This window comes from Mesorhizobium sp. M0663 (assembly GCF_040320585.1).
GTDB lineage: Bacteria > Pseudomonadota > Alphaproteobacteria > Rhizobiales > Rhizobiaceae > Mesorhizobium.
Genome location: NZ_JAMYPX010000002.1, coordinates 208,430 through 231,571 on the forward strand (window position 1 = coordinate 208,430; position 23,142 = coordinate 231,571).

At 60.2% G+C, this 23,142-nt stretch carries 18 protein-coding genes; 7 read left to right on the forward strand and 11 right to left on the reverse strand.

The features are described from left to right. Window positions 1–51: 51 nt before the first annotated feature. Window positions 52–729, reverse strand: coding sequence for a LuxR C-terminal-related transcriptional regulator (locus NKI54_RS04240; protein WP_023675618.1), 678 nt, complete (start codon window positions 727–729; stop codon window positions 52–54). A gap of 511 nt (window positions 730–1,240) precedes the next feature. On the opposite strand from NKI54_RS04240, the gene NKI54_RS04245 reads away from it, so the two are divergent. From NKI54_RS04245 to NKI54_RS04265, 5 genes are all read left to right on the forward strand, one after another. Further along, window positions 1,241–1,963, forward strand: a complete 723-nt coding sequence (locus NKI54_RS04245) for a nucleotidyltransferase family protein (RefSeq protein WP_023675619.1) — start codon at window positions 1,241–1,243, stop codon at window positions 1,961–1,963. 47 nt (window positions 1,964–2,010) lie between these two features. Next, window positions 2,011–3,147: a DegT/DnrJ/EryC1/StrS family aminotransferase gene (locus tag NKI54_RS04250; RefSeq protein ID WP_023675620.1), complete on the forward strand. Its 1,137-nt coding sequence runs from the start codon at window positions 2,011–2,013 to the stop codon at window positions 3,145–3,147. Beyond that, the gene (locus NKI54_RS04255; protein ID WP_023675621.1) at window positions 3,144–3,818 is read left to right on the forward strand and encodes a sugar transferase; all 675 of its coding nucleotides are present in this window, start codon (window positions 3,144–3,146) and stop codon (window positions 3,816–3,818) included. Before NKI54_RS04250 ends, NKI54_RS04255 begins: the two co-directional genes overlap by 4 nt. A 74-nt stretch (window positions 3,819–3,892) precedes the next feature. Beyond that, window positions 3,893–4,897, forward strand: a complete 1,005-nt coding sequence (locus NKI54_RS04260; protein ID WP_352635879.1) for an SDR family NAD(P)-dependent oxidoreductase — start codon at window positions 3,893–3,895, stop codon at window positions 4,895–4,897. An 81-nt stretch (window positions 4,898–4,978) separates the two neighbouring features. Further along, window positions 4,979–6,241 (forward strand): polysaccharide biosynthesis/export family protein, encoded by a 1,263-nt coding sequence (locus NKI54_RS04265; RefSeq protein ID WP_352455325.1) that lies wholly within the window; start codon window positions 4,979–4,981, stop codon window positions 6,239–6,241. 24 nt (window positions 6,242–6,265) lie between these two features. On the opposite strand, the gene NKI54_RS04270 is transcribed toward NKI54_RS04265, so the two are convergent. Together NKI54_RS04270 and NKI54_RS04275 are read right to left on the reverse strand one after the other, a co-directional pair. After that, on the reverse strand, window positions 6,266–7,564 hold the full coding sequence (locus NKI54_RS04270; protein WP_352455326.1) for an HlyD family type I secretion periplasmic adaptor subunit: 1,299 nt from the start codon (window positions 7,562–7,564) through the stop codon (window positions 6,266–6,268). 242 nt (window positions 7,565–7,806) lie between these two features. After that, entirely contained in the window at window positions 7,807–9,558 is a 1,752-nt protein-coding gene (locus NKI54_RS04275; RefSeq protein ID WP_352635881.1) for a type I secretion system permease/ATPase, read from the reverse strand. Between the two features lie 404 nt (window positions 9,559–9,962). Here NKI54_RS04275 and NKI54_RS04280 point away from each other — a divergent pair, with 404 nt between their 5' ends. Further along, on the forward strand, window positions 9,963–10,655 hold the full coding sequence (locus NKI54_RS04280; RefSeq protein ID WP_023675627.1) for a N5-glutamine methyltransferase family protein: 693 nt from the start codon (window positions 9,963–9,965) through the stop codon (window positions 10,653–10,655). Between the two features lie 99 nt (window positions 10,656–10,754). Here the strand turns inward: NKI54_RS04280 and NKI54_RS04285 are convergent, their stop codons facing one another. The 8 genes from NKI54_RS04285 to NKI54_RS04320 form a co-directional block, all read right to left on the reverse strand. After that, entirely contained in the window at window positions 10,755–11,021 is a 267-nt protein-coding gene (locus NKI54_RS04285; protein ID WP_023675628.1) for an acyl carrier protein, read from the reverse strand. Window positions 11,022–11,077: 56 nt separating this feature from the next. After that, window positions 11,078–12,634, reverse strand: a complete 1,557-nt coding sequence (locus tag NKI54_RS04290) for a class I adenylate-forming enzyme family protein (protein ID WP_352569014.1) — start codon at window positions 12,632–12,634, stop codon at window positions 11,078–11,080. Then, window positions 12,631–14,652: an asparagine synthase (glutamine-hydrolyzing) gene (gene asnB / locus NKI54_RS04295; protein ID WP_023675630.1), complete on the reverse strand. Its 2,022-nt coding sequence runs from the start codon at window positions 14,650–14,652 to the stop codon at window positions 12,631–12,633. The genes NKI54_RS04290 and asnB overlap by 4 nt, the downstream gene beginning before the upstream one ends. 3 nt (window positions 14,653–14,655) lie before the next feature. Next, window positions 14,656–15,639 (reverse strand): NAD(+) synthase, encoded by a 984-nt coding sequence (gene nadE / locus NKI54_RS04300; protein WP_352569191.1) that lies wholly within the window; start codon window positions 15,637–15,639, stop codon window positions 14,656–14,658. Next, window positions 15,636–18,374 (reverse strand): non-ribosomal peptide synthetase, encoded by a 2,739-nt coding sequence (locus NKI54_RS04305; RefSeq protein ID WP_023675632.1) that lies wholly within the window; start codon window positions 18,372–18,374, stop codon window positions 15,636–15,638. The genes nadE and NKI54_RS04305 overlap by 4 nt, the downstream gene beginning before the upstream one ends. Window positions 18,375–18,627: 253 nt before the next feature. After that, window positions 18,628–18,876: a hypothetical protein gene (locus NKI54_RS04310; RefSeq protein WP_156937305.1), complete on the reverse strand. Its 249-nt coding sequence runs from the start codon at window positions 18,874–18,876 to the stop codon at window positions 18,628–18,630. A gap of 485 nt (window positions 18,877–19,361) precedes the next feature. Beyond that, window positions 19,362–20,261 carry a proline iminopeptidase-family hydrolase gene (locus NKI54_RS04315; protein WP_023675634.1) on the reverse strand — a complete coding sequence of 300 codons (900 nt, stop codon included), beginning with the start codon at window positions 20,259–20,261 and terminating at the stop codon, window positions 19,362–19,364. A 173-nt stretch (window positions 20,262–20,434) separates the two neighbouring features. Then, the gene (locus tag NKI54_RS04320; RefSeq protein WP_245274646.1) at window positions 20,435–21,160 is read right to left on the reverse strand and encodes a LuxR family transcriptional regulator; all 726 of its coding nucleotides are present in this window, start codon (window positions 21,158–21,160) and stop codon (window positions 20,435–20,437) included. Window positions 21,161–21,459: 299 nt separating this feature from the next. On the opposite strand from NKI54_RS04320, the gene NKI54_RS04325 reads away from it, so the two are divergent. After that, window positions 21,460–23,133: an ABC transporter substrate-binding protein gene (locus tag NKI54_RS04325; RefSeq protein WP_352690759.1), complete on the forward strand. Its 1,674-nt coding sequence runs from the start codon at window positions 21,460–21,462 to the stop codon at window positions 23,131–23,133. Window positions 23,134–23,142: the final 9 nt, after the last annotated feature.

The following is a 23,142-nucleotide window of genomic DNA, read 5'->3' on the forward strand; positions in this document are numbered from 1 at the left end:
CATGAGGAGTCTTGGGACGCCGTTTGCACGTCCAAAAGGACGCGCGGCGCTCTAGCTGGCATGTCTCGAAAGCCAAGTCTTCAGCATAACGGCAGCCTCGGTCCGATTGCGTACCCCCAATTCACGCAGAACGGCAGCAGCGTGGATTTTCGTGGTCGCCTCTGCGATTTCCAGATCGCGCGCAATTTCCTTGTTTGAATAGCCTTCCGCCATCAGCTTGAGGACTTCCTTTTGCCTCGAAGTCAGCCTGCCAAGGTTGACGCCAGCGGTACGCCTCTGTGGGCCTTTGTCGTCGGAATGGGTATGCGCGTGGGTTGTTTGCGTCGCTCCCGGGCGTGACAGAAGTGCAGGAACATAGATGCGGCCGGAGAGGATTTCATTGACGGCCAAAACAACCTCTTCGTCCGTCTGCGATTTTACGATGTAGCCGTGAAGCCCGATCGACAGAGCCGTGAGTATTTCCGAGCGTGAATCGTTTCCGGAAACGATCGCAAATCGCGTGTCCGGATAGGCAGACAGGATCCCGCCGAGCACTTCTTGATTGAACAGGCCCGGCATATTCAGATCCAGGATCGCAAGATCCACGAACGACTGCTCTGCCAGCAAACTGAGCACCGCGTCGAAACAGGACGCTTCAAAGATCTCCACACCTGGAATGCCTGCGGTCAGTGCCAATCGCAAGCCGCGACGATACAAGCCGTGATCGTCGGCGATGACGATTCGATACATTGAACTACCCCAACGCCTATCTGAATGGATTGAACGGTAATGGCCTGAAAGTCGTGGCCATCATCTCGTCGATTCATCCAGCCGACGCTGCGGCACCCCCAACACCGCAAACGCCAGATTTCTAATATAATCTTAAATGACGGGAAACGCTCCTCTTTTTTTGCCCCTTGTGAGCGAAACCCGCCGAACGTCGTCGAACATACGTTCTGACCTTTTGGACAGCTGACAGACCGGCCGGTCGTTCAGCAGTGCTATAGGTCTAAAGATATAGAACAGCAAAACGGCTGAATTGTTACCATTCGAATGCACGACGACATCCACCCTGACGGCCACATACCATCCAGATGCAATGTCCGGATCAGGGGACAGTGGAGAAATCTCACCGGTCTTCTACGGGAAATCTCACCGGTTCTTCTGAGGGGACAAGAACGCGTTTCCCGGGTGCTGACCAGGGCAGGATAGCCGGCCCGTGACGATAGCGTTCAGGCCGAATGAACAAGGGAGGACCAGGATGAAAGCGGTTATTCAATGTGGAGGAATGGGAACACGCCTCCGCCCCTTCACTTCGGTCTTGCCGAAGCCGCTCATGCCGATCGGCGCACGGCCGGTTCTCGAGATGCTTCTGAAATGGTTGCGACGCAACGGCATTCAGGAAGTTTATATTACAACCGGATATCTCGGCCACTTGATCCGCACCGTGTGTGGAGATGGCTCGCAGTGGAACCTGAAAATTCGATATACGCAGGAGATGGAGCCGCTTGGCACCATCGGGCCACTGTCTTTGATCAGGGATGAACTGACGGAGCCATTCATCGTTCTCAATGGCGATGTCCTCACGGATCTAAGCCTTAGTCGATTTGTAGCAGCGCACCGTAAGCACACCGATCCAGTGACGATCGCAACAGCCTGTCGCCTGATCAAGATGGATTTCGGCGTCATCGACGAAGTCGACAATACCGTGCAGGTCTTTCGCGAGAAGCCGACGCTTTCGCATCTGGTCAGCATGGGAATTTACTGCATGAACCCGGATGTTCTGCAGTTTATCCCATCCGGCATACCCTTTGGGTTCGACGACCTGATGCTGCAGATGATGCAGAACGGCACAACGGTGCACGTGTACAAACATGAGGGTCTCTGGCTCGATATCGGGCGCGTCGACGATTTTCAGAACGCACAGACCATTTCCTGGGAAGACCAGTCGGCCTCGATCGAGGTCACTGCGACGGCTGCATGATGAAGTCACGAGCCCGGTTCCCACAGTTATCAGTCTAGGAGGTTGTGATGCTCTTGGTCAGTGCCCCGATCTTGGGTGTGCCGGAGAAGACTGCTTTGACCAAGGTCATCGACAGCGGCTGGCTGACCATGGGGGAGCAGGTACGAGCCTTCGAACAAGCTTTTGCCGACGTTCATGATGCGGAGGATTGCGTCGCGGTCAGTTCTTGCACCGCAGCGCTTCATCTCATTTTGCACGCACTTGGCATCGGACCGGGCGACGAGGTGCTGGTGCCATCCTTGACGTTCGTGGCGACCGCAAATGCGGTCCTCTATGTCGGTGCGACGCCGGTTTTCGTCGACATCGAGTCAGCCGACGTGCCGCTGATGTCGATCGTGGAAGCCGAAGCGAAATGCACGGCCCGCACCAAGGCAATCATTCTCGTTCATTTCGCCGGCTACCTCGCCGATCGGGAACAATGGCAGAGGCTCGCCCGTGCCCGGGGGCTGCACATCGTCGAGGACGCGGCGCATGCGCCGGGCTTGAAGGAGGTGGGGACATTTGGTGCCGCAGCCGCCTTCAGCTTCTACGGCAACAAGAACATGACCACGGCGGAAGGCGGGGCTGTGATCGCCAGGGATGCCGGTCTGCTCGAGACAATCCGCCAGGCGCGTGGACATGGGATGACCACCGGGACACGTCAAAGGCTGAACAGCCGCACCCCTCAGTATGATGTCACCATGCTCGGATTCAACTATCGCATGGATGAATTGCGGGCTGCGATCGGACTGGTCCAGCTGCAAAATCTGCAGGAGTGGAATGAGATCAGGCGTATCCTGGTCATGCTGTATCGCCGTCTCATAGCGAAGCATTGCCCGGCCGTGACCATCCCGTTCCACGAGCCGCGGACGTCGGCCTACCACATCATGCCTATCCTTTTGCCACGTTACGCCGACAGGCAAGACGTCATCGACGCACTGCGCGGGCAAGGGATACAAACCACTATCCACTACCCGCCGGTGCACCAGATGACGCTCTATCGTGAGCTCATTCCCGGTACTCACTTACCGCGCACTGAAGATTTCGCGCAGCGCGAACTGACTGTACCGCTGCATCCGCAGATCACCGCGCCATTGGTCGAATCGGTAGTCGTCGCTCTTGCCGCGGCGGTCAATAATTGCGCTCAGACAGGAACAGCCGCATGAATGCCCTGGACCTAGCCATTCACCGGTCTAACGTCTCGAGCGCCGCCCATGGGTCTGCGAGACGAGCAATCGATCTCGTCATTGCTGCAGCCGCGGCGATCGTCTTCGCCCCGCTGATGCTGCTGATTGCCGTGGCGCTGCTGCTGGAAGGCGGGCGGCCCATCTTCTTCACACAGACCCGCGTCGGGGCCGGTGCTCGCCCATTCCGCATGTACAAGTTCCGCAAGTTCAGCGTTCAATGCGACCCCGGTGGCTTGGCTCTGACCATGGCCGATGACAGCCGCATGACGCCGATAGGACGGTTCCTCGCCGTCACCAAGTTCGACGAACTGCCACAGCTTTGGAACGTCTTCAGAGGCGAGATGGCAATCATCGGGCCACGCCCGGAGAGCCTTGCCTTCGCCGATTGTTTTCGCGGGGGCTTCGAAGACGTTTTACAATACAAGCCAGGCTTGCTGGGTCCAGCCCAGGTTCTCTTCCGGCATGAAGCCCGTTTCTATCCGCGATCGGTGGACCCGCTACTGTTCTATCGCCAGGTTCTGTTTCCTGCCAAAGCCAGGCTCGACCTTTCCTATTATCCGCAGCGCACGATCGGCTCCGATGTTGTGTGGATGGTGCGCGGCTTGCTGGCGGTGCTTGGCGTGGTTTCGCCGCCGCCGATTGGACCTTGAGAGCAGGTGGGACATCCGCGCTCTCGTGGATTTGCAAAGTCAGTGCCTCACGTCATAGGGGGAACGCTTGGGTCATGGCATACAAGGGCAGGAAAGTTCTGGTTACGGGTGCCGACGGGTTCATCGGTTCTCATCTCACCGAAGCACTCGTCCGCGGCGGCGCCGACGTCACCGCGCTGGCACTCTACAATTCCTTCGACAGCCACGGCTGGCTGGACGATTTGCCCGACACCATACGACGCCAGTTGAATCTCGTCCGCGGCGATGTTCGCGACAGCGCGTTCCTTAACCGGATCGTGCGTGGCCAGGCGGTCGTGTTTCATCTCGCCGCACTGATAGCTATCCCGTATTCGTATGCCGCTGCCCAGTCCTATGTGGAGACCAACATCCTGGGCACGGTCAACGTTCTCGAAGCGGCGCGCCAATGGGAGACGGAGCGTGTAGTGCACACTTCGACAAGCGAGGTTTACGGCACCGCGCTGACAATGCCTATCAGCGAATCCCACCCGTTGCAGGGACAGTCACCATATTCGGCATCCAAGATCGGCGCGGACATGATGGCGGAGTCCTACGCCAGATCGTTCGACATCCCCGTGGTCATCATGCGGCCCTTCAATACGTACGGCCCGCGCCAGAGTGAGCGGGCCATCGTACCGACCATTATACGCCAGGCTCTCGACAAAAAATGCCCGGCGATCATGGTGGGAGACACAAGCCCGATCCGCGATCTTACTTTCGTGGAAGACACCGCGGCGGCGTTTTTGACCGCAGGTTCGGCCGAGCTCGAATTTGGCCATGCCTACAACGCCGGAAGCCAGCGCGCTGTGACGATCTCGGACATATTGGATCTGGTGATCGAGTTGAGTGGCTGCAAGAAACCAATTCACCGCGACGAGCGCCGCCTGCGGCCGCAGAATTCCGAGGTGCGTGCCTTGCTGGCCGATTCTTCGCTCCTCGAAAGCAAGACTGGATGGCGTGCCCAGACCAGCCTGCGCGAAGGCTTGGAGCGGACCATCGGATGGTGGCAAGGGCGCCTCAGCGAAGGCCGGGTGCGACACGAAATGGGTTACATGACATGAGCTTTCGCCCGGGAGGATTGGCTCCGCTGTTGATTGCGGCCGCGGTATCGCCGGATTCGAGCCAGAAGGAGATTGTCGCCCATGGTCCTCGTTGATCGAATCCTTATTGTCGTGCTCGGCATGCTGGCTGCCATGGATACGGCTGCTGCAGCGGAACCGCGGGTCGCCTATCGACTTTCTGCCGGCGACACCGTCGAGATTGGAATTGCCTCCATCCCGGAGCGAACGCAACGTGCGGTGGTCCAGATGGACGGCACGATCGCGCTTCCCGAAGTCGGTATGGTTTCGGTGGGCGGCTTAACTCCGGCTGAACTGCAAACGCGCATGCAGACGATCTTGCCGACCAAGATATTCCACCAGCGTCTGCCTGATGGGCGGGAGCAAATGATCGTCATCAAGCCGACAGACGTGACCGCTGTGGTTGCGGAGTACAGACCGATCTATGTGACCGGCGACGTGCTCACTCCCGGACAGCAGGCCTACCGCCCGCTGATGACCGTGCGGCAGGCGATTGCGGTGTCAGGCGGTTTCAGCCTTTTGCGGTCCCGGGCAAACCAGGTTGGCCCAGATCCGGTGGATCTGCGGCGCGATTACGAGTCGCTTTGGGGGGAATATACGAGAGATTATTTTCATAGCGCCCGCATCCGCGCCGAACTTCAGGACAAACCGACTTTCGACATGCAGCCACCACAAGGATCTCCCTTGCCGGCAAGTTTTGCGTCGGCGATCGCGCAGGCTGAAGCGGAAGGGCTGAAGCTCTCGTTGGACAACTTCCAGCAAGAGCAGGGCTTTCTGGATAAAAGCGGCAAGGATGCCGCCGCACAAACCGAGACCTTGCTCAAACGCGAGCAGGCCGAAGCGGATGGGGTGAAGGCGGACGAAGACGATCTGGCGCGCGTAAGGAAAGCGTTTGAGTCCGGAAATCTCACCAACAACCGGCTCGCCGACGTTCGGCGCGCTTTGGTTCTCTCTTCCAGCCGGGCACTCGAAACGTCGGTTGAGCTTATGAGAGCACGACGTCAGCAGGACGATTTTGCCAGACAGCACGAACGCAATGACAACCAAAGAAGGATGGGTCTGCTGATCGAGTTGAAGGATACCAACGTGCGCCTTGCCGACGTTAGCGCAAGGCTTCGCGCCGCCAGCCAAAAGTTGCAGCCCACGGGAGCTGCCGCACTGCCGTTGCCGGTTGCCGGCGAAAAGGTCCAGGCCGAGGTCACGATCATTCGCAAGGTCGGCGAAGAATGGCGAAAACAGCTTGCCCAAGAAGACACCGAGGTCATGCCGGGAGACACGATCGAGGTCAGATTCAGCAGCGCTCTCGAAAATGCGGCGACCCGATAGATCGGGGCGCGTTTCGCAACCGCTTTACTGCCTGAAGGCCCTGGAAAACTGGTCGGTAAGGGGCTTCATCAAGTAGGACCAGACACTGCGCTCGTCGGTTCTTATGTGGACTTCGGCGGGCATGCCCGGTTTGAGTATTTTCTCTCCTGTCAGGCACGTCGCTTCATTCTCGACGTCGATGCGCGCCGAAAAAAAGGAAAGCTGGCGTTGCTGATCCTTGATCAGATCCGCTGAGACGCGCTTGACCGAGCCTTCGCAAGCAGGTGTGGTGCCGGCGTCGAACGCTGGAAAGCGGATCGACACCTGCTGTCCGGGATGAATCTCATCGATACGCGACGGAGGAATGGAAGCGTCGACGACAAGGTTGTCGGAATCGGGCACAATCATCATGAGCACCTCTCCTGCGCCAATCACGCCTCCTACGGTATGGACCGAGGATTCTTGTACTGTGCCCGATTGCGGGGCACGAATGTCTGTCCTGCTGAGTTCGTCTTCGGCCACCACCTTGCGCTCACTGAGCTCGGTCTGCTTGGCTTCCGTTTCGCGAAGTTCGTTGGTCACGTCGCTCCGCATTTGTTCGTCGAGCTGAAGCACCTGCAGGTCCGTTTCACTGATGTGAGCTTGTACCTCTGCTATCGCTGCGACAAGGCGTCCCGATTCGCCGCGAGCCCGGGTCTTGTCCAGGCTGACATTGCTCAACCTCTCCTTGGACACCAACTTCTTTGCGTAGAGAGATGCGACATCCGCAAGGTTCTTGGTCAGCAGATCCAGAGACTCGTCCGTTGCAGACTGCTGCGATTTGAGGCCATCGATCTGACGTTCCAGCTGCTTCGCGCGGCTTTGTAATTGTGCCTTCTGGCCAGCCAGCGCCGCAGCACGGCTTTCAAACAAGGCACGCTCGCCACTGACAAGTGCCACCACTTGCGGGTCGCCCATTTGAGCGCGAAGGTCGGGCGGGATCTGCATTTCCGGCAGACCCTGGCGCTCGGCCTCCAGTCGGGCCAGACGAATGGTGGCGCGATTGAGGTCCTCGGTGATTATCTGCAGGTTTGCTCGGGTCAATGTGTTGTCCAGCCTGACCAACACATCGCCGGCCTTCACATGATCGCCGTCCTGCGCGAAGATTCCGCCGATGGTGCCGCCGGTTTGATGCTGGACTTTTTTAATGTTGCTTTCGACCACCACGGTTGCGGGCGCAATCACCGCGCCGGCAATCTTGGTCAATCCCAACCAGAGCCCTCCGCCAAAGATCAACAGCAAGCTGGTTGCCAGGCCCAAGAGCAGATTGGCCCGGATGCCATCCGGCTCTGGCTTCGTCTCCAACGAACGGCTTTCGCCACCGGCTGCGACGTATGACGACACGGCAACAGCAGAGCGATACCTCGCATATGTCCGGCTGCACCTTTGTGCGGCGGAACGACAATGTGCTGCTAGGCTCCGGACCAGAGTACCCCAGGGTAGATTGGCTCGAATCCCATCCGGCTCCGGCTTCTCCCCGGTCGGCTGGCCTTCGCCGCCAACCGCAGCATATGACGACATGGTCACGTTAGACACTAAGCAATACCTCACGCATGCCCGCTTGCACCGTGCTGCAGCGGAACGACAATGTTTGGCTTGTCCGGGCGCGGGAAGGGCCGGATCACATTTGCCAGAACGTCTTCGCGCGAGCCGAACGAATGGAGCATCCCGTTCGACAGGACGAGTACCTGATCGATGTTGACGAGAGCGGAGGGGCGATGCGCAACGACGATCACGATACCGCCGCGCTGACGCACTGCCAGGATTGCGCCGGCCAAAGCAGCATCACCGTCTGCATCCAGATTGGAATTTGGTTCGTCAAGAACGACGAGGAATGGATCGCCGTAAAGTGCCCTGGCAAGCCCGACGAGCTGCCTCTGCCCAGCCGAAAGGGCCGCGCCGCCTTCTCCGATGCGTGTTTGAAAACCCTGCGGAAGACGCATGATCATCTTGTCCACGCCCGCAGCCTTGGCAGCTGCCAGCACGCCTTTTGCGTCGCGCTTGCCGCCGAACCTCGAAATGTTGTCGGCGATCGTCCCGTCGAACAGCTCAACGTCCTGCGGAAGGTAGCCAATATGAATGCCGAGCAGTTCTGAATTCCACTGATCGAGCGAGGCGCCGTCCAATCTTACCGTGCCACGAAGCGGCTTCCATGCCCCGACCAAAGCGCGCACGAGCGTGGTCTTGCCGGAGCCGCTCGGGCCGACGACCGCCAACCCTGCGCCTCTCGCCAAGCGGAAGCTTACATTGAAGATGGTGGGCTTCTGCAGGCTTGGTGGCGCGACGGTCAATTCCTCGACCGCAAGCTCAGCCTTCGGGCCGGGCAGTTCCATTGGCTCTTGCTGGCTATCAAAAGCATCCAGGGCTGCCGACAGTTCGGTATAGCTTTTGCGGGTTGCCAGAAACCCTCTCCAGTTTGCGATCGCCACATCGACCGGCGCCAGCGAGCGGCCCAGCAATATGGACGATGCAATGATCACGCCAGGCGAGGCCTCGCCGCCGATCACAAGATAGGCACCAAGCCCTAGCACACATGATTGCAGGGCCATTCGGAGCGTCTTCGACAGTGAGCTTGCTGCGCCGACGACGTCGGAGAGCCGTTCCTGGTTCTTCAGATAAAGATGACTGATCTCGTTCCAGCGCCGGCTAAGCGGGGCGGAAAGGCCCATCGCCTGAACAACCTCTGCGTTGCGGCGGCCGGAGTCGGCCAGAAGCCGCTGCGCTACGAGTGTCTCAGATGCACGAGCCGCAGGTTTGCGGCCGATGATCTCGGCAACCACCGTCAAAAACACAACGGCACATGCGCCGAGCGTTGCCAGCACGCCAAGCGCGGGGTGCAGCAGATAGATGACCACCATATAAAATGGTATCCAGGGAGCGTCGAATAAGACTGTCGGCCCGAGCCCGGAAAGAAAGCCACGTAGCTGGTCCAGATCACGAAGCGGGTGTACCCGGTTCGCATCCGGCCCGGCGACGAGGGGCAGGGAAAGCGAGGCTGCGAACGCTTTTTGCTGCAGATTTCTATGCAGGCGGCTGCCGATGCGGACCAACAGGCGAAGCCTCACGAAATCGAGGAGCCCATAGGCCGCGTAAAGTCCCAGCATCCCGACTGTAAATCCGACAAGAGTCGGCACGCTCTGCGAAGGCAGCACGCGGTCATAGACCTGGAGCATGTAGACGGAGCCGGTCAAGGCGAGGATATTTATCAATGCCGAGAAAATGCCTACGCCGACGAGGCCGTGCACACAGCCGAACATTGCGGAGCGGAGATCGAGCGAGCGCCCTTTGGTCGACTTCATGATGTGCGCTCGTTGACGCGAAATTGCCGCGCAATCTCGTCGATTCTTTCGATGAGGGACAAACTTTAACCTTCCGGGAAGCAGCAGCCCCGCCCCGCTGCTGAACATTACGAATTGCTTACATACGTGCCTTCTTTGATTAAAATGTAGCAAAATCGTGACGCCAGGCTGAGAATTCGGCAACTGGCTCGCCAGGCTGGGGATAACCGGGTCGGGTAAGGAGATATTCCTAATCATGACACGGCGCAGAAGCTTATGGTCATCTTTGTAGCATCAAGGCTTCAAAGCGTCTGGGGAGGGATCGGTTTTGATTTTGTCGATCGAGAGTTAAACGGTTTTGAGATACACTTCATCGGTACGCAATTGTCGGCCACCAACGCCGGCTAAATCGGGAGGCGAGTGTCGTGAGCGAAGAGATCAACGTTGCCGATGCCTACGGCAGGGGGCGCAGCACCTTCATGGGATTGCAGTTGCTGGTCTCGCCCGGTGCGCTTGTTCCTCGGCCGGAAACGGAACTGCTCGGCAAGGCCGCTCTCGATGTCCTGAGCCAACTGAACCTGCCGGTGCCTCGCGTTGTCGACATGTGCTGTGGGGCGGGCAATCTGGCGTGCGCCATCGCGCACCACGCTCCCACCGCGCGCGTGTGGGCAAGCGATCTTACCGACGGATGCGTGGAGGTCGCGCGCCGCAACGTCACCCATCTTGAAATCGAGGACCGGGTAACGGTGCTTCAGGGCGACTTGTTCAGCGCCTTCTCAGGCTTGGAGCTCGATGGCACGATCGACGTGATCGTTTGCAACCCGCCCTACATTTCGGAAAAACGGCTCGAGGGCGACCGTTCGCATCTGGTCGAGCTCGAGCCGCGTGAAGCATTCGCAGCCGGCCCCTACGGCCTGAGCATCCACATGCGGGTGCTCAAGGAGGCGCCGCGCTATTTGCGGCGCGGAGGCATCCTGCTTTTCGAGGTGGGGCTTGGCCAGGACCGGCAGGTCATGAGTTTGCTCGAGCGTTCCAAGGCCTATTCGAGTATCCGGGCAGTCACCAACCAGGCCGGTGAGGGCAGGGTGGTTGTGGGACATACGAGGGCGCAGGCGTAAGCATCGCAGCCGCGGCAGGTAGACGCGCTGTCGCGGCTAGAAACGGCCGGGAAGTTGAAACAGAGTTGCGCGAGATTTCGGCGATCAGTTTCTCTTGCGTCAGTTTCTCTTGCGCATGACGTATTGCGCAATTCCCTCGATGGAATCGAGATTCTCCGGCAGCAGCTCGCTGTCTTCGACCGTGATGCCGAAGGTCTCCTCGATGAAGCCGATAACCTCGAGCACACCCGTCGAGTCCACGATGCCCTGGTCGAGTAGCGAGGTGTCGCTCTCCAGGCTCTCGGGATCGGCTATATAGAAATTCGAAGCCAGGAAAGCGCGAATTTGTTCGCTGCAGGTATCGGTTCTATCCTTGGTAGATAACATTGATTTCGCCTCCGGTACAAAAGATGAATGCTGATCAACTTCGCCCTGGTACCGACTCATGACAGGGCCGTTTTTTTGAGCTTACCCGTGTCGGTCATCGGCAGACTGGGTACGATGACGATGGACTTCGGAACCATGAAGTTTTCCAGCCGTCTCTGGCACTCTTTCTGCAACTGCTTTTCACCGATCATGCTTCCCTGCTCCATCACGACAAATGCCTTCACTGCTTGCCCGAGCAGCTCGTCCGGAACGCCGATGACCGCGGCTTCCCGTACGCCCGCAATGTTCATCAACACGTTTTCCACCTCCTTCGGCGCTATCTTCTCTCCGCGCGATTTTATGATCTCGTCGCCGCGACCGACGAAGTAGAGATAGCCCTCGGCGTCCATCCGGCAGTAGTCGCCGGTGTATAGGACCTGCTCACCCGGCAGCGGGCCAGGCTTGAGCTTCCTGGCTGTCGCCTCCGGCTTGCCCCAATAGCCCTTCATCACCGTCGCTCCGCGGATGACGAGCTGACCAACGATGCCGGGGCCGACCCGCCTGTCATGCTCGTCGACAATCCACATTTCCGTATTGGGGATGGCGATCCCGACGCTCGACGGCTTTCGCTCCAGATCCTCCGGCGGCAGGTAGGTGCAGCGCTTGCATTCGGTAAGGCCGTACATCGAATAGATGCGGGCGCCAGAAAACAGCTCCTGCAGCAGGAGAATGTGCTTGAGCGGCAGGGCGGCCGCAGTGTTCGTGACGTAGCGAATACTCGAAAAATCCTGATCCCTGAGAGACCTGAGCTCCCCGAGTGCGGCGAAGATGGTCGGTACGCCGGGAAAACCCGTCACCCTTTCTTGCTTGATCAGCCCAAGGATCTGCGCCGGGAAGGCGAACGAGCGCTCAAGCACCAGCCGGGCGCCCGCGCCGAATGCCATGATCATCTGGTAAAGACCGTAGTCGAAGGCGAGCGGCAGGACATTGAGGATCACCTCGTCTTCGGCAAGCGCCAGGTATGAGGAAATCGAGGCGCACGCGGCGATCATGTTTCGATGCGTCAGCATCACCCCCTTGGGCTCGCCCGTCGAGCCGGATGTATAAATGATCGCAGCGAGATCGATGTCGATGCAGCGGCGCGAGGGCGGCGTGCTGCGGGCTGCCGCGACCGCGGCGTCCCAGCGCACAGCATGCGGCAATTCTTGCAGGTCGCTGTGTTCGATCGGCCCGGAGACGATCATGCGGCGCAACGATGGGCAATTCCGCGCCGGCTCCCTGAAAATCGAGTGCAGGTGTTTGTCGGTGATCAGTGCCGTCGGGCGGCAATCGTTGAGCAGATAATCAAGCTTGTCGCTTTTGGTGAGCGGATTGACGATGCACACCACGGCGTTGGCCTTGAGCACCGCCCAGAACGCAATGACGGCCTCGACAGTGTTGTCGGCGAAGACCACCACGCGATCGCCACGCGCAATTCCGGCATCGGTCAAATGGTGCGCTATGGCGTTCGAACGCATATCGAGATCGCCATAAGTGACACGTTGATTGCCGCACACCAGGGCCACCTTCTCGCCGAGCCGGCTGGCAGAGTGGGTGAGATAGTCATGCAGGAGCGGTACGGCGCCATGCATCATGCGAGCACCTCTTCGCGGTGTTCGCGGTCGATATCGATGCTGAGCTTGAGCGTGCGAGCCCCACTTGGAAGGCTCGCGATAAATTGCCGATGAAGAAGCTGCGTCGACAGCACCCCGACAAGCGCCATATTGTCGGAGTTGGACAGGTCGCCGTCGCCGGCGCTGGCCTGGCACTTGTTCAGGAGCCGGGTAACCGACTTGGGATCGAAGACGTTCGCTTCGCGCAGCGCCGCCTCCGAAAGTGCTTCGCGAATGTAGGCCGGAGCGCCATCTGCGACAAAGCAGAGCGCGTTGGGGGCCCGGTAAGGCTGCTTCTTGCGGGTGACGATTTCCGACGGCACGATCGGTTGCGCTACGCGCTTCAGCACATGCTTTTCATCGAGCACGCGCAGCTTGTAGGCGGCAGGAAGCGAATTCGCGAGTCTCACGAGTTCATGATCGAGGAACGGGAAGCGCCCCTCGACGGAATGAGCCATCAGCATTCTGTCCCCTTGTGAGGAAAGCAGGTATCCCGACATCAGCGTCTGAATCTCTATATACTGGTCCTGCGCAAGAGAGCCCCATCGCGAAAACTCCGGCGGCAGGCGGGCAAGCAGCTCGGACACGGCGTTGCGGCGCTCCGTTTGGGCGCGCATGTCTGCCGAAAACAGCCGCTTGATGGCGCTTGTGGTACGCCAGCGCGTGCCATGCGCAAAACCAGGCGCGTCACAGGCGTGGATGTCGCGCCCGAAGAACTGGCGTGCCATCGCCTGCTGCTGCACCGGCGAGCGGCTGAGATAGGGATAGAGGCGCTCCAGCAGCCGCGAGCGTCGCGTCGAGGCGGGCTGGCGTCCCCAGAAGCGGCGGACCTTGCCCTCGCGGAACAAATCGTAGCCGGCGAACATTTCGTCGGCCCCTTCGCCGGTCAGCACGACCTTGATGCCGTGCTGGCGCACCAGTCTCGAGAGCAGGAACAGCGGCGCCGGCGCGGTCCTGAGGATTGGCCGCTCGGTGTGGTAGATCACCTCAGGGAAGATGCCAGCGATATCGCTGCGCGAAACAACCACCTCATGATGGTCACTGCCGGCCACGCCGGCAACCAGGCGCTGGAAATGCGTCTCATCATACTCGGCGTCGGCAAAACGCAGCGAGAAAGTCTGGAAGCGCTCGCCCGCGAAGCGTCTCCCCAGCGTGGCGACCAGCGAGCTGTCGAGCCCGCCGGACAAATAGCAGCCGACCGGCACGTCGGCGCGTACTATCCTGAGCGCCGTCGCGGCTTCCAGGGCGCTGCGCACTTCCTCCACCGCGTCATCAAGCGAGCCGGTGAATTCATCATCGCCGGGTCCGTCAACCTCTGGATAGTCAGGCTTCCAAAAAGCCCGCTCCCGGACGACGCCGCTGTCATAAATGCGGACATGCCCCGGCGTGAGTTCGCTTACTCCTCCAAACACGCCTTGTGGCGGCGCGACAGTCCAGAGTGTGAAAGTCTGATCGATGCCGGCTGGATCGAAGGCGCGGGGTATATCCGCATCGGCCGCGAAAATGGCCTTCACCTCGCTGGCGAAATAAAGCCGTCCGCCATGCTCGCAAAAGTGCAGCGGGCAGATGCCGAACCGATCCCGCGACAAGACGAGACGACCTGCCACGGAGTCCCAGATGGCGACTGCCCACTGCCCATTCATTCGCTCGAAGGCGGCCTCGCCCCAGGCATGATAGGCATGGACGATGACCTCGGTGTCGCTGCGTGTGCGAAAGCGATAACCGAGCGCGACCAGGTCTTGTCGCAGCTCGACGTAATTGAAGATTTCGCCGTTGAAGACGATCCACATTGTGTCGCCCGCGCCGGCGAGTGGCTGCTGGCCGCTTGCGAGATCGATGACGGACAGGCGGGCATGCGCCAATCCCGCACGTCTGTCCCGGTAAAGGCCGCGTTCGTCCGGGCCGCGATGCGCCAGCGCGCCCGCCATGCGTATCAGCGCATCGCGGGAAGGGGGCGCCGCTGCGGCGCTCAGCGACACAATTCCGGCGATGCCGCACATCGCCTAGCCCTCGCCCATTGAAGAGGACACCAACGGCCGCGCGTGAAGATAACGTGCGGCGCGCCGCTTGCTGTCGATATCCTTGAAAACCTTCTGGACCTGCATCACGGTGAGGCCGGTTGCCTCGGCGACGTCTTCGTCGGCGATCCCATGGTTCAAGCCGTAGAGGCACAGATCCATCAGATAATAAGGAAGCGCGAAGTAGAACTCCTCCTGACTCTGCGCCATCGAGAAGGTGTCTGTGGTGGGCGGTCTGCGCCGGACCTCTTCCTCCACCCCAAGATATTCGGCCAACTGGTAGACCTGGGTCTTGTAGAGGTGGACGATTGGCATCAGGTCGGCAATTCCGTCGCCCTGCTTGACGAAGAAGCCCTGGTCGTACTCCAGGCGGTTCGGCGTGCCCGCTACCGCGTAGTTGAGGCGGTCGGCATGGTAGTATTCGGTCATCTTGCGCAGGCGCTGCTTGTAGTTGGTTGCAGCGACGATCTGCAGATAGGCTGCCGACGGCAGGCGCACCGTGTCGGTCCTGCCCTCGGGGTCCTGAACCGTGAGGCGCGTGATGTTGAGACCGTTGCTCTCGAGAACCGAGGCGAGCACCAGCTTGCATTTCCAGCTGTCCCCATATTCGGGAACGACGGTCTGGATTGCTTCGGTCTGCCGTCTATAGGCGCCGACCGCTTCCAGGGCCGGCGTTATATCCTCCAGGATCGTTTCGATACCAAGGTGTGCGGCGACAATGCGGCCGAGCCTCAGTGAGTCGCCGGAGGAATGGCGCTCCGGCATGAATATCCCGAGGACCTTGCCTTTCCCAAAGGCGCGAACACACAACGCCGCAACGACGGAGCTGTCGATGCCGCCTGAGAGGCCGACAACCACCCCTCGACGTCGCAGCGTGCCGAAGACCTGCTGGCGCAAGATCTGGACGATGCGATCGACTTCCGCGCCAGCGTCGAGCACCAGGGCGTCTTTGCCGAATGTTGAGATCAGGTCGATGGCTTGTACTCCAGTTTGCGAGACTCGATTGGCGAATAGGTTTTCGCCACCGCTTTCTCGATAAGGGGACGATTGGTGGTAAGGTGAGGCTCTACAACCAGATCGATGTGGCTGCCGACGATCGGAATCACGTCCAGATGGGCGAAGACGCTATCCCAGCCGATTGCCAGAGGCATTCCGGGTCGAGCACAGCGGAACAGGGTGCCTGTGATCGGCAGAGCCGGCTTTGGCTCGGCCACCCACTGGAAGAAGGCTTGCGCGCGCAAAACCTCTTGCAGTTCCAGTTTGGTTCTAAAGCTCGTCGCGTTGAACTGTCCTTGAGCGAAGCGGTCGAGAAACTGGACCAGTTGTGCCTCGCGCTTCATTGCCACGGCGACTTTCGCGAGGGCGCGGCATGCCATCCGGTAAGCGGACACGCGGTTGGTTCGGATTCGATTGAATGTGCGCGTAAACGTCTCCCAGCGGGCGCTTCGCTCCCCGACGAGGCTGGTGTCGAGGATGCCGAGGAACTTTACGGTTCGCCCCGCTGCCAGCAGCCGCGCCGCAACTTCGAAGGCAACAGCGCCGCCGAGCGAATGGCCGAGAAGTCGTACATGGCCCGAGGGTTGGGCGCGGCGGATCTGGTCGACGGCGGCGTCGGCCATATCGGCGAGGCTGTCTTGTCCGCGCAGTATCATAGCCAGGGCCGGATACCTGATCGGGGCAACGCGGGTCACCTTGCCCATCGCTGCTGCAAAGGCTGCAAGGCTCGGGCCATAGCCGACGGACCCCGGGAACAGAAAAAGAATGGGAGGGTCGTGCTTCTGGGCGCGCGCGCTTTGATCGCCTGCCTGGGCGGACACGACCGCCTTGACCATTTGCTCCAGGCTCATCCCGACGGTGAAGGCCTCAAGGCCGAGTTCCTGCCCGATGGCGCTTTCGATTTCCATGACGCAGTGCAGCAGCTTCAGCGAATCTCCTCCGGCGTCATCCCAGCGTCCTGCCGCCACGCGCGTATTGAGAATGCTGGTCCATGCCCGCTGGACAACCTGCTGCGCGGTCAGCTTGCCTCGCGGCTCGAGCGGACGCGCGGTCGCCGCTGTCTCTCTGGCTGAAAGATCCATCTCTGCAAGTGTCGTGATGTCGACTTTGCCGCTCGGCAGACGCGGAATCTCGGCGATCGTGTGCAACCGCAAGGGACGCAGCGGCGGCGGCAGATTGGTCCTGACAAGCTGGCGAAGCTCGTCCGAAAAGGTCGCTTCGGCCGAGCGCCGAGGAACAGCAAAGGCGACAAGCTCATTCGCGGCCGTCACGATTGCCACGGCATCCGCGACAGAGGGTGCACAACGCAGCACCCGTTCGAGTTCGGCTGGCTCGACGCGTCGACCGTTGATTTTTACCTGGCGCCCCTTGCGACCGACGATGTGCAGTAGGCCTTGATCATCAAGTCGAACGAGGTCACCTGTCGCGAAAATCCGAAGGCCTGGATCGTGCGGGTCTGATGTTGCCGGCACAACCGCCCCGTCCTCCCAATGGCCAAGCAAGACATACGGGCTCCTGATCAGAAGCTCTCCGCTGCGGCCCGGTTGAACGCGGCGGCCCGCTTCGTCGACAATTGCGAAGGTGATTCCAGGCAGCAGCCAGCCAACTGGAACCGAATCTCCATGCTCTGGCCAGTCTCGCGGCAGGAACCATTGCGAGCCGGTGGTCTCGGTTGACGAGTAACCGATCTGGATAAGGCACGTATCGGAGACGGCCTTGCGCAGCAGGGCGATGTCGGTCCAGGGCACCTTCTCGCCACCGATCCGGGCGACTCTGAGTGAATGGAACGCTTCTGCAGGTCCGTCTGCCATAAGCGCGCGAAGCAGTGCCGGCACCAGATAGGTGATTGTCACGTCTTCGGATCGCACCAGGCGTTGAACGGCGCGCAGGCCGACCGCTTCGACTTCGACCAGATGCAAGGTGGCGCCGGTGAGAAGAGCAGCAAGAATCTCCCGGCACCCGGCGATTGTGGCGGGTCCGGTCAATGGCAGGAAAACATCATCCGAGTTGATGTGGCACGCATCGACATATTGCTGGACCCGGCACAGCAAGCTGCGCTGGCTGTTAACGATGCCTTTGGGCCGGCCCGTACTCCCTGACGTATAAAGCACGATGGCGGGCGCATCGACCGAGACGGAATAAGAACGAGGCACTTGCCCAGCCTGCGAGGCCGCACTGGTCGACACATCGATCCAACTGACCAGGTGGGGCAATCCATCGGGTCGGACATTGCCCTCGCCCAGGACAGCTGAGAGCCGCGCCCCGGCCACGATTTCAAGGATACGCGAGCTAGGATCTCGCGCGTTGAGTGGCACCGAAGGCCGCCCAGCCGTCATGCTTGCCAGCATGGCAATGGGATACCAGGCCGAGTTGGCCTGAAGAATCCCTATCGCCTGTCCGTCTGGGACGGTCGCCGCGATCTGGTGGGACAGCGTCTCGACTGACCGGAGGAGCTGGGAATAGGTCAGACGATTGGCGCCGTCGCTGATTGCAAGCTTGTCGGGGTACTGGCGGACGACATTTCTCAGGTGATCGAAGGCCGCAATGTTGGTAAAATCGACGCCCAATCTTTGAAATGGGCGCAGTACGGGACCACCCTGATCCAGTGCGTATTGTGGGACACTGGACCAATTATCGGAGGTCGTTGTCTGACAATCCACCGCTAGATCCTGATCCGCGACTTCTGATCCCAAATATGCCGAAGACATGAGTTGCCTACGCTAAGATTAGGGTCACTTATCGCCCCCCGCCCCAATCTTTTCATCGATCATTCTGATGATGCCCTGATCTTCCCTCAAGGGCGCTTGGTTAGTCACTTCGCCTGTTTCGCAAGCCGCCGGCCGAGCCAATCATGCCGGGCTCGCTGGCTGTTGTGGTGCGCATGACACGGACACATGCCAAGGCGGGCTCGAAGACCAAGGTGGGGTCGAAGATGGAATTGCCGCTATTCAGGCATATTGCCTATTCGGTGGTTCTTCCGGACGACACCGGCGATGCTTCGGTGTCGGAATAGCTGCCGGGGACGAAACAATAGGCATAGATCTGTCCCCGATTTTCGTCGGTCACGCGGATCCAATCCTTTTCCCACGTTCGGAAGGTAATACGCCCGCCCGTCATCATAGCTGCGGCTCTGAACGGACTCGGCGCGTTGACAACGCGCACCGAGATAACATCGTCGCCGTCCATACGCTCGACGAGATACGTCTGCATGAAAGCCTCCCCATGCCCCGCTAGATCACCCGCACTTTAACGCCGGCTAATGAATTCGGTTGCAACTGCTTGGCGAAACTTTGGGTCCGATACTTTCCGTACCCACCGGCAACTTGGTCCTCCGTATCCGTCAGGTTTTTCAGCGACGGGATGCCAGTTCAGGGGAGGGCAGGCTGATTGCGGCCATGCCGGCGACATGCCAATCTGCGCCGCAACGTTAGGCCCCTGCCTCCGCGGGCAATGGAAAAGGCGCTCGAATGGGCTCCTTTATGCTGTCCGTGATCTGGCATTCTGCCCGTGATTTGGCCTCATCGGACGACCCTGCAGGCCTTTGCGGGACATCCACATAGCGTGGCGTCGCCATCACCGAGGCATAGCAATGTGCGTCGGCAGAGAAATGGGACGGTTCGAGGTTTTCTGAACCTGCCTCACGCGACTGCGTCGTGTCGACGATCCGTTGGAACAGAAGACCTGGCGCTGGAACGTCAATCGTATTTGGCCAGGAAGCGCCCGACGGCGCTGAGGCAGTCGTACTTTTCCTCCACATGCGGCATGTGGCTGGAATTCGGGAAGACCAGGCCTTCAACGTACGGGATAAGATCCAGAAAGGGCTGGACGCAGGCCTCGGTCGCTTCGTCGTAGAAGCCGCGGAAAACCAGGGTCGGCGCCTCGATCCGATGCAGGCGGTCGACGATGGTCCAATTCCGCATCGTGCCGATGACGTGGAACTCATTGGGACCGTTCATGGTGTGATAGACGGTCGGATCTTCCTCGATTGCCGCAAATGTCCGGGCGACCTCTGGCGGCATCGGAACGACGCGACAGACATGACGGTCGTAGAAAGCCTTCGTCGCCGCAACATATTCGGGGTGATCGGTGGTTCCCGCCGCTTCGTGCCGGTCGAGCGCACTTTGCACATCGGCTGGCAACTCGGTGCGCAATTGCCGGGCTCCTTCCACCCACAGCGCCATCGAGGCCAGCGAATTGGCCAGGATCAATGCCTTGAGCCCCTCAGGGCGGCGCACGGCGTGCTCGGCCGAGAGTATGCCGCCCCAGGACTGGCCGAGCAGGGCATAATGGCCGGCAATGCTGAGATGGGCGAGCAACGCATCGAGTTCGCCCAGGAAGAAATCGACGGTCCAGAAGTCGCCGCCCTTGTCCGGCAGATGGGTCGATTTGCCGTTGCCGATCTGATCGTAGTGGATGACGGCTCGCCCGGTTCCGGCAAGCTCCTTGAATGAGTCCACATAGTCGTGGGTGCAGCCCGGTCCACCATGAGCGACGACCAGGGGCAGCTTGCCCGACCCGAGGTCCCCGGTCACACGGTACCAGGTGCGATAGCCCTTGTAGTCGCTAAATCCTTCGGTGATCGCATGTGCCGTCACAGTCCAAGCTCCGCATCATGGCGCGGCAGGAGCCACTTTGGTGCACCCCTCCCAAGCCTTGTTTGCGGCCGACGGTACTAAGCGGCCCAGCGCATTTACAGCTAGCACTTTTTATAGGTTCGCCGGTTATGGGTTTGCCCGAGGCAAGGCCGATCCCCCGCAGGTCGCGAGCCTCAATGCTCCGGTTCGAGCAGCCGGTAATGGGCGGCGAGCGCGATGGCATGGAAGCGGTTGCGCGCGCCAAGCTTTCGCGTCGCCGCGTTGAGGTGCAGCGTTGCGGTAGGCACCGCGCGGCCAATCTCACGCGCGACCTGCTTGGCCGTCAGTCCGGCAGCGGCCAGGCGCAGGCACTGACGTTCGCGCGACGTCAGATGGACATGTTGGCAGGTGCGGATTCCGGCGTCGAAACCGGCGTAGGCGGAGTCATGCAGCAGATGACCCAGATCTCCGATCTCGGCGATCAAGGGTCTGGCTTCGAGCTCGAACCCGGCCTCCGGATCGGCACGGATCGCGGTGAAGGTGGCGAGATCGCCGCCGGCAAGGCGAATGGGTACGGTGACGCCGCAGGTCATCCTGGTGTCAAGCAAATAGCTGACCACAGGATCGTGCTTGGACTGGAGCACGCGCTGCATGACGGTGCTCTGAACGCCGCTGTGCGACCAGAGAAACGGTCTCGATACGGTGAGCGCGGCCTCCTGCACCGGGTCAAGCTGATAATATCCGCCCTTGCACCAGAGATCCTGCATGTCGCGCGGCACGTTGCGCAGAGCCATCAACGAGGGCGTGATAAGCTCGCCCTTGTGACTGACCGGCACGGGCGTATAGTCGTAGATGAACGCGGTGAAACCGATGGGCTCCAGCACCTCCGTTGCCACCGCCATGGCAGCGTCGATGCTCATTCCGGTTTGGAACCGGCTCTCTAGATCGCCTGGAAGGCTTTGCATCGGGCAAGCTTACCCGCTGATGATTGCTTGTCAAATAGCCATGTCGGCCGGCTGCTCAACAAATAGGCGGGGGTAAGCCTGTCCGACCCTATCTATCTTAATAGCTATCCCGTCCGGCTTCGCTCGCCGTAGTCTTTTGTGATTGGGCCAAGTAGCGGACACCGTTCGCAAACCCAGACTGTTTCAGCCGCGCAATGGTCGATCGATCGGGTTCAGCGCGGCAAAAGCCGACACGCCTCCATGAGGGAATAAATATGCGACCCCAAAAAGCATTTGCAGCGTTGATACCCTGCCTGGCTCTGCTCGGCGTGACCATGATGTCGCCGGCAAGCAGTGCCTTGGCCACCGAGGGCAAGCCAGGCGGCACACTCCGACTGCTGGCCAATGCCGCGGCAGGCACCGCCGATCCGCACATCAACTACACGCTGCAGTATTTCCAGATCAATTATGTCCTCTACGATGGCCTGGTGACCTACAAGAAGGCCGGGGACAAGACCGGCTTCGAAGTCGTCGCGGACCTGGCGGAAAGCCTCCCTCAGGTCGAGAACGGCGGCAAGACCTACGTCTTCAAGCTGCGCAAGGGCATCAAATTCGCGGATGGCTCGGATGTCACCACGAAGGACGTGGTGGCTTCGTTCCAACGCATCTTCAAGATCAGCGGGCCGACGGCCGGGACCTTCTACAAAGGCATCGTCGGCGCGGATGCCTGCTTGAAGGCCCCCGCTGCATGCACCCTCGAAGGTGGCCTGTCGGTCGACGATGCGGCCGGAAGCATTACCTTCAACCTGGTCCAGCCGGATGCCGAGTTCCTGCAGAAGCTGGCCGTTCCACACGCGTCGATCCTGCCGGCAAGCGCGCCGCTGAAGGACGCCGGCACCGATCCGATCCCGGGTACCGGACCGTACATGATCGCCAGCTACGACCCCAACAAGCTAATGAAGATTGTGCGCAATCCTCACTTCAAGGAATGGAGCAAGGAAGCGCAGCCGGCCGGATATCCGGACGAGATCGACTATGAATTCGGCCTTACCGACGAGGCGGCGGTGACGGCGGTCGAGAATCGCCAGGCGGACTGGATGTTCGACCCACCGCCGTCCGACCGTCTCGCCGAACTCGGCACCAAATATGCCGCGCAGGTCACGGTTCACCCGCTGACGGCAATGTGGTATGCGCCGATGAACACCAATCTGGCGCCGTTCAACGACATCCGCGTTCGCCAAGCCGTGAACTTCGCGATCGACCGCGCCGCGATCGTCAAGCTGTTCGGCGGCAGCAATCTGGCGCAGCCGGCCTGTCAGATCCTGCCGCCGGGCTTCCCGTCATTCGCAGCCTATTGCCCGTTCACCGCCAATCCAGGTGAGAAGTGGTCGGCGCCGGATATGGACAAGGCCAAGCAATTGGTCGCGGAATCGGGAACCGCAGGTCAGGAGGTGACGATCATCACCGAGGACACCACGGTCTCCAAGGCGATCGGCGTCTACCTGCAGGATGTGCTCAACCAGCTTGGCTACAAGACGTCGGTCAAGCCGATCTCGCAGAACATACAGTTCACCTACATCCAGAACACCAATAACAAGGTGCAGATTTCGATCTCGCAATGGTTCCAGGATTACCCGGCGCCATCGAATTTCCTGCAGGTCTTGTTCAGCTGTGCCTCGTTCACGCCGGGCTCCGACGCCTCGGTCAATATTTCGGGGTTCTGCGACAAGTCGATCGACGCCTCGATGGACGAGGCAGAGGCAGCCACCATCGCCGATCCGGCCAAGGGCGCGACACTCTGGACCGCCATCGACAAGGCTGTGACGGACAAGGCTCCGGTCGCTGTCCTGTTCACGCCAAAGCGCGTCGATGTGATCTCTTCCAGGCTGAAGAACTTCACCTTCAGCCCGCAATTCTACTGGATTGTCAGCCAGTCCTGGGTGGAATAGCCGACCGGA

Coding starts and splice junctions, on each gene's coding strand:
- NKI54_RS04305 (WP_023675632.1), bottom strand. CDS start 18,374: ATGTCTTCGGCATATTTGGGATCAGAAGTCGCGGATCAGGATCTAGCG.
- NKI54_RS04290 (WP_352569014.1), bottom strand. CDS start 12,634: ATGATGCATGGCGCCGTACCGCTCCTGCATGACTATCTCACCCACTCT.
- NKI54_RS04260 (WP_352635879.1), top strand. CDS start 3,893: ATGGCATACAAGGGCAGGAAAGTTCTGGTTACGGGTGCCGACGGGTTC.
- asnB (WP_023675630.1), bottom strand. CDS start 14,652: ATGTGCGGCATCGCCGGAATTGTGTCGCTGAGCGCCGCAGCGGCGCCC.
- NKI54_RS04310 (WP_156937305.1), bottom strand. CDS start 18,876: ATGCAGACGTATCTCGTCGAGCGTATGGACGGCGACGATGTTATCTCG.
- NKI54_RS04320 (WP_245274646.1), bottom strand. CDS start 21,160: ATGAGCATCGACGCTGCCATGGCGGTGGCAACGGAGGTGCTGGAGCCC.
- NKI54_RS04245 (WP_023675619.1), top strand. CDS start 1,241: ATGAAAGCGGTTATTCAATGTGGAGGAATGGGAACACGCCTCCGCCCC.
- NKI54_RS04255 (WP_023675621.1), top strand. CDS start 3,144: ATGAATGCCCTGGACCTAGCCATTCACCGGTCTAACGTCTCGAGCGCC.
- NKI54_RS04325 (WP_352690759.1), top strand. CDS start 21,460: ATGCGACCCCAAAAAGCATTTGCAGCGTTGATACCCTGCCTGGCTCTG.
- NKI54_RS04240 (WP_023675618.1), bottom strand. CDS start 729: ATGTATCGAATCGTCATCGCCGACGATCACGGCTTGTATCGTCGCGGC.
- NKI54_RS04285 (WP_023675628.1), bottom strand. CDS start 11,021: ATGTTATCTACCAAGGATAGAACCGATACCTGCAGCGAACAAATTCGC.
- NKI54_RS04265 (WP_352455325.1), top strand. CDS start 4,979: ATGGTCCTCGTTGATCGAATCCTTATTGTCGTGCTCGGCATGCTGGCT.
- NKI54_RS04275 (WP_352635881.1), bottom strand. CDS start 9,558: ATGAAGTCGACCAAAGGGCGCTCGCTCGATCTCCGCTCCGCAATGTTC.
- NKI54_RS04250 (WP_023675620.1), top strand. CDS start 2,011: ATGCTCTTGGTCAGTGCCCCGATCTTGGGTGTGCCGGAGAAGACTGCT.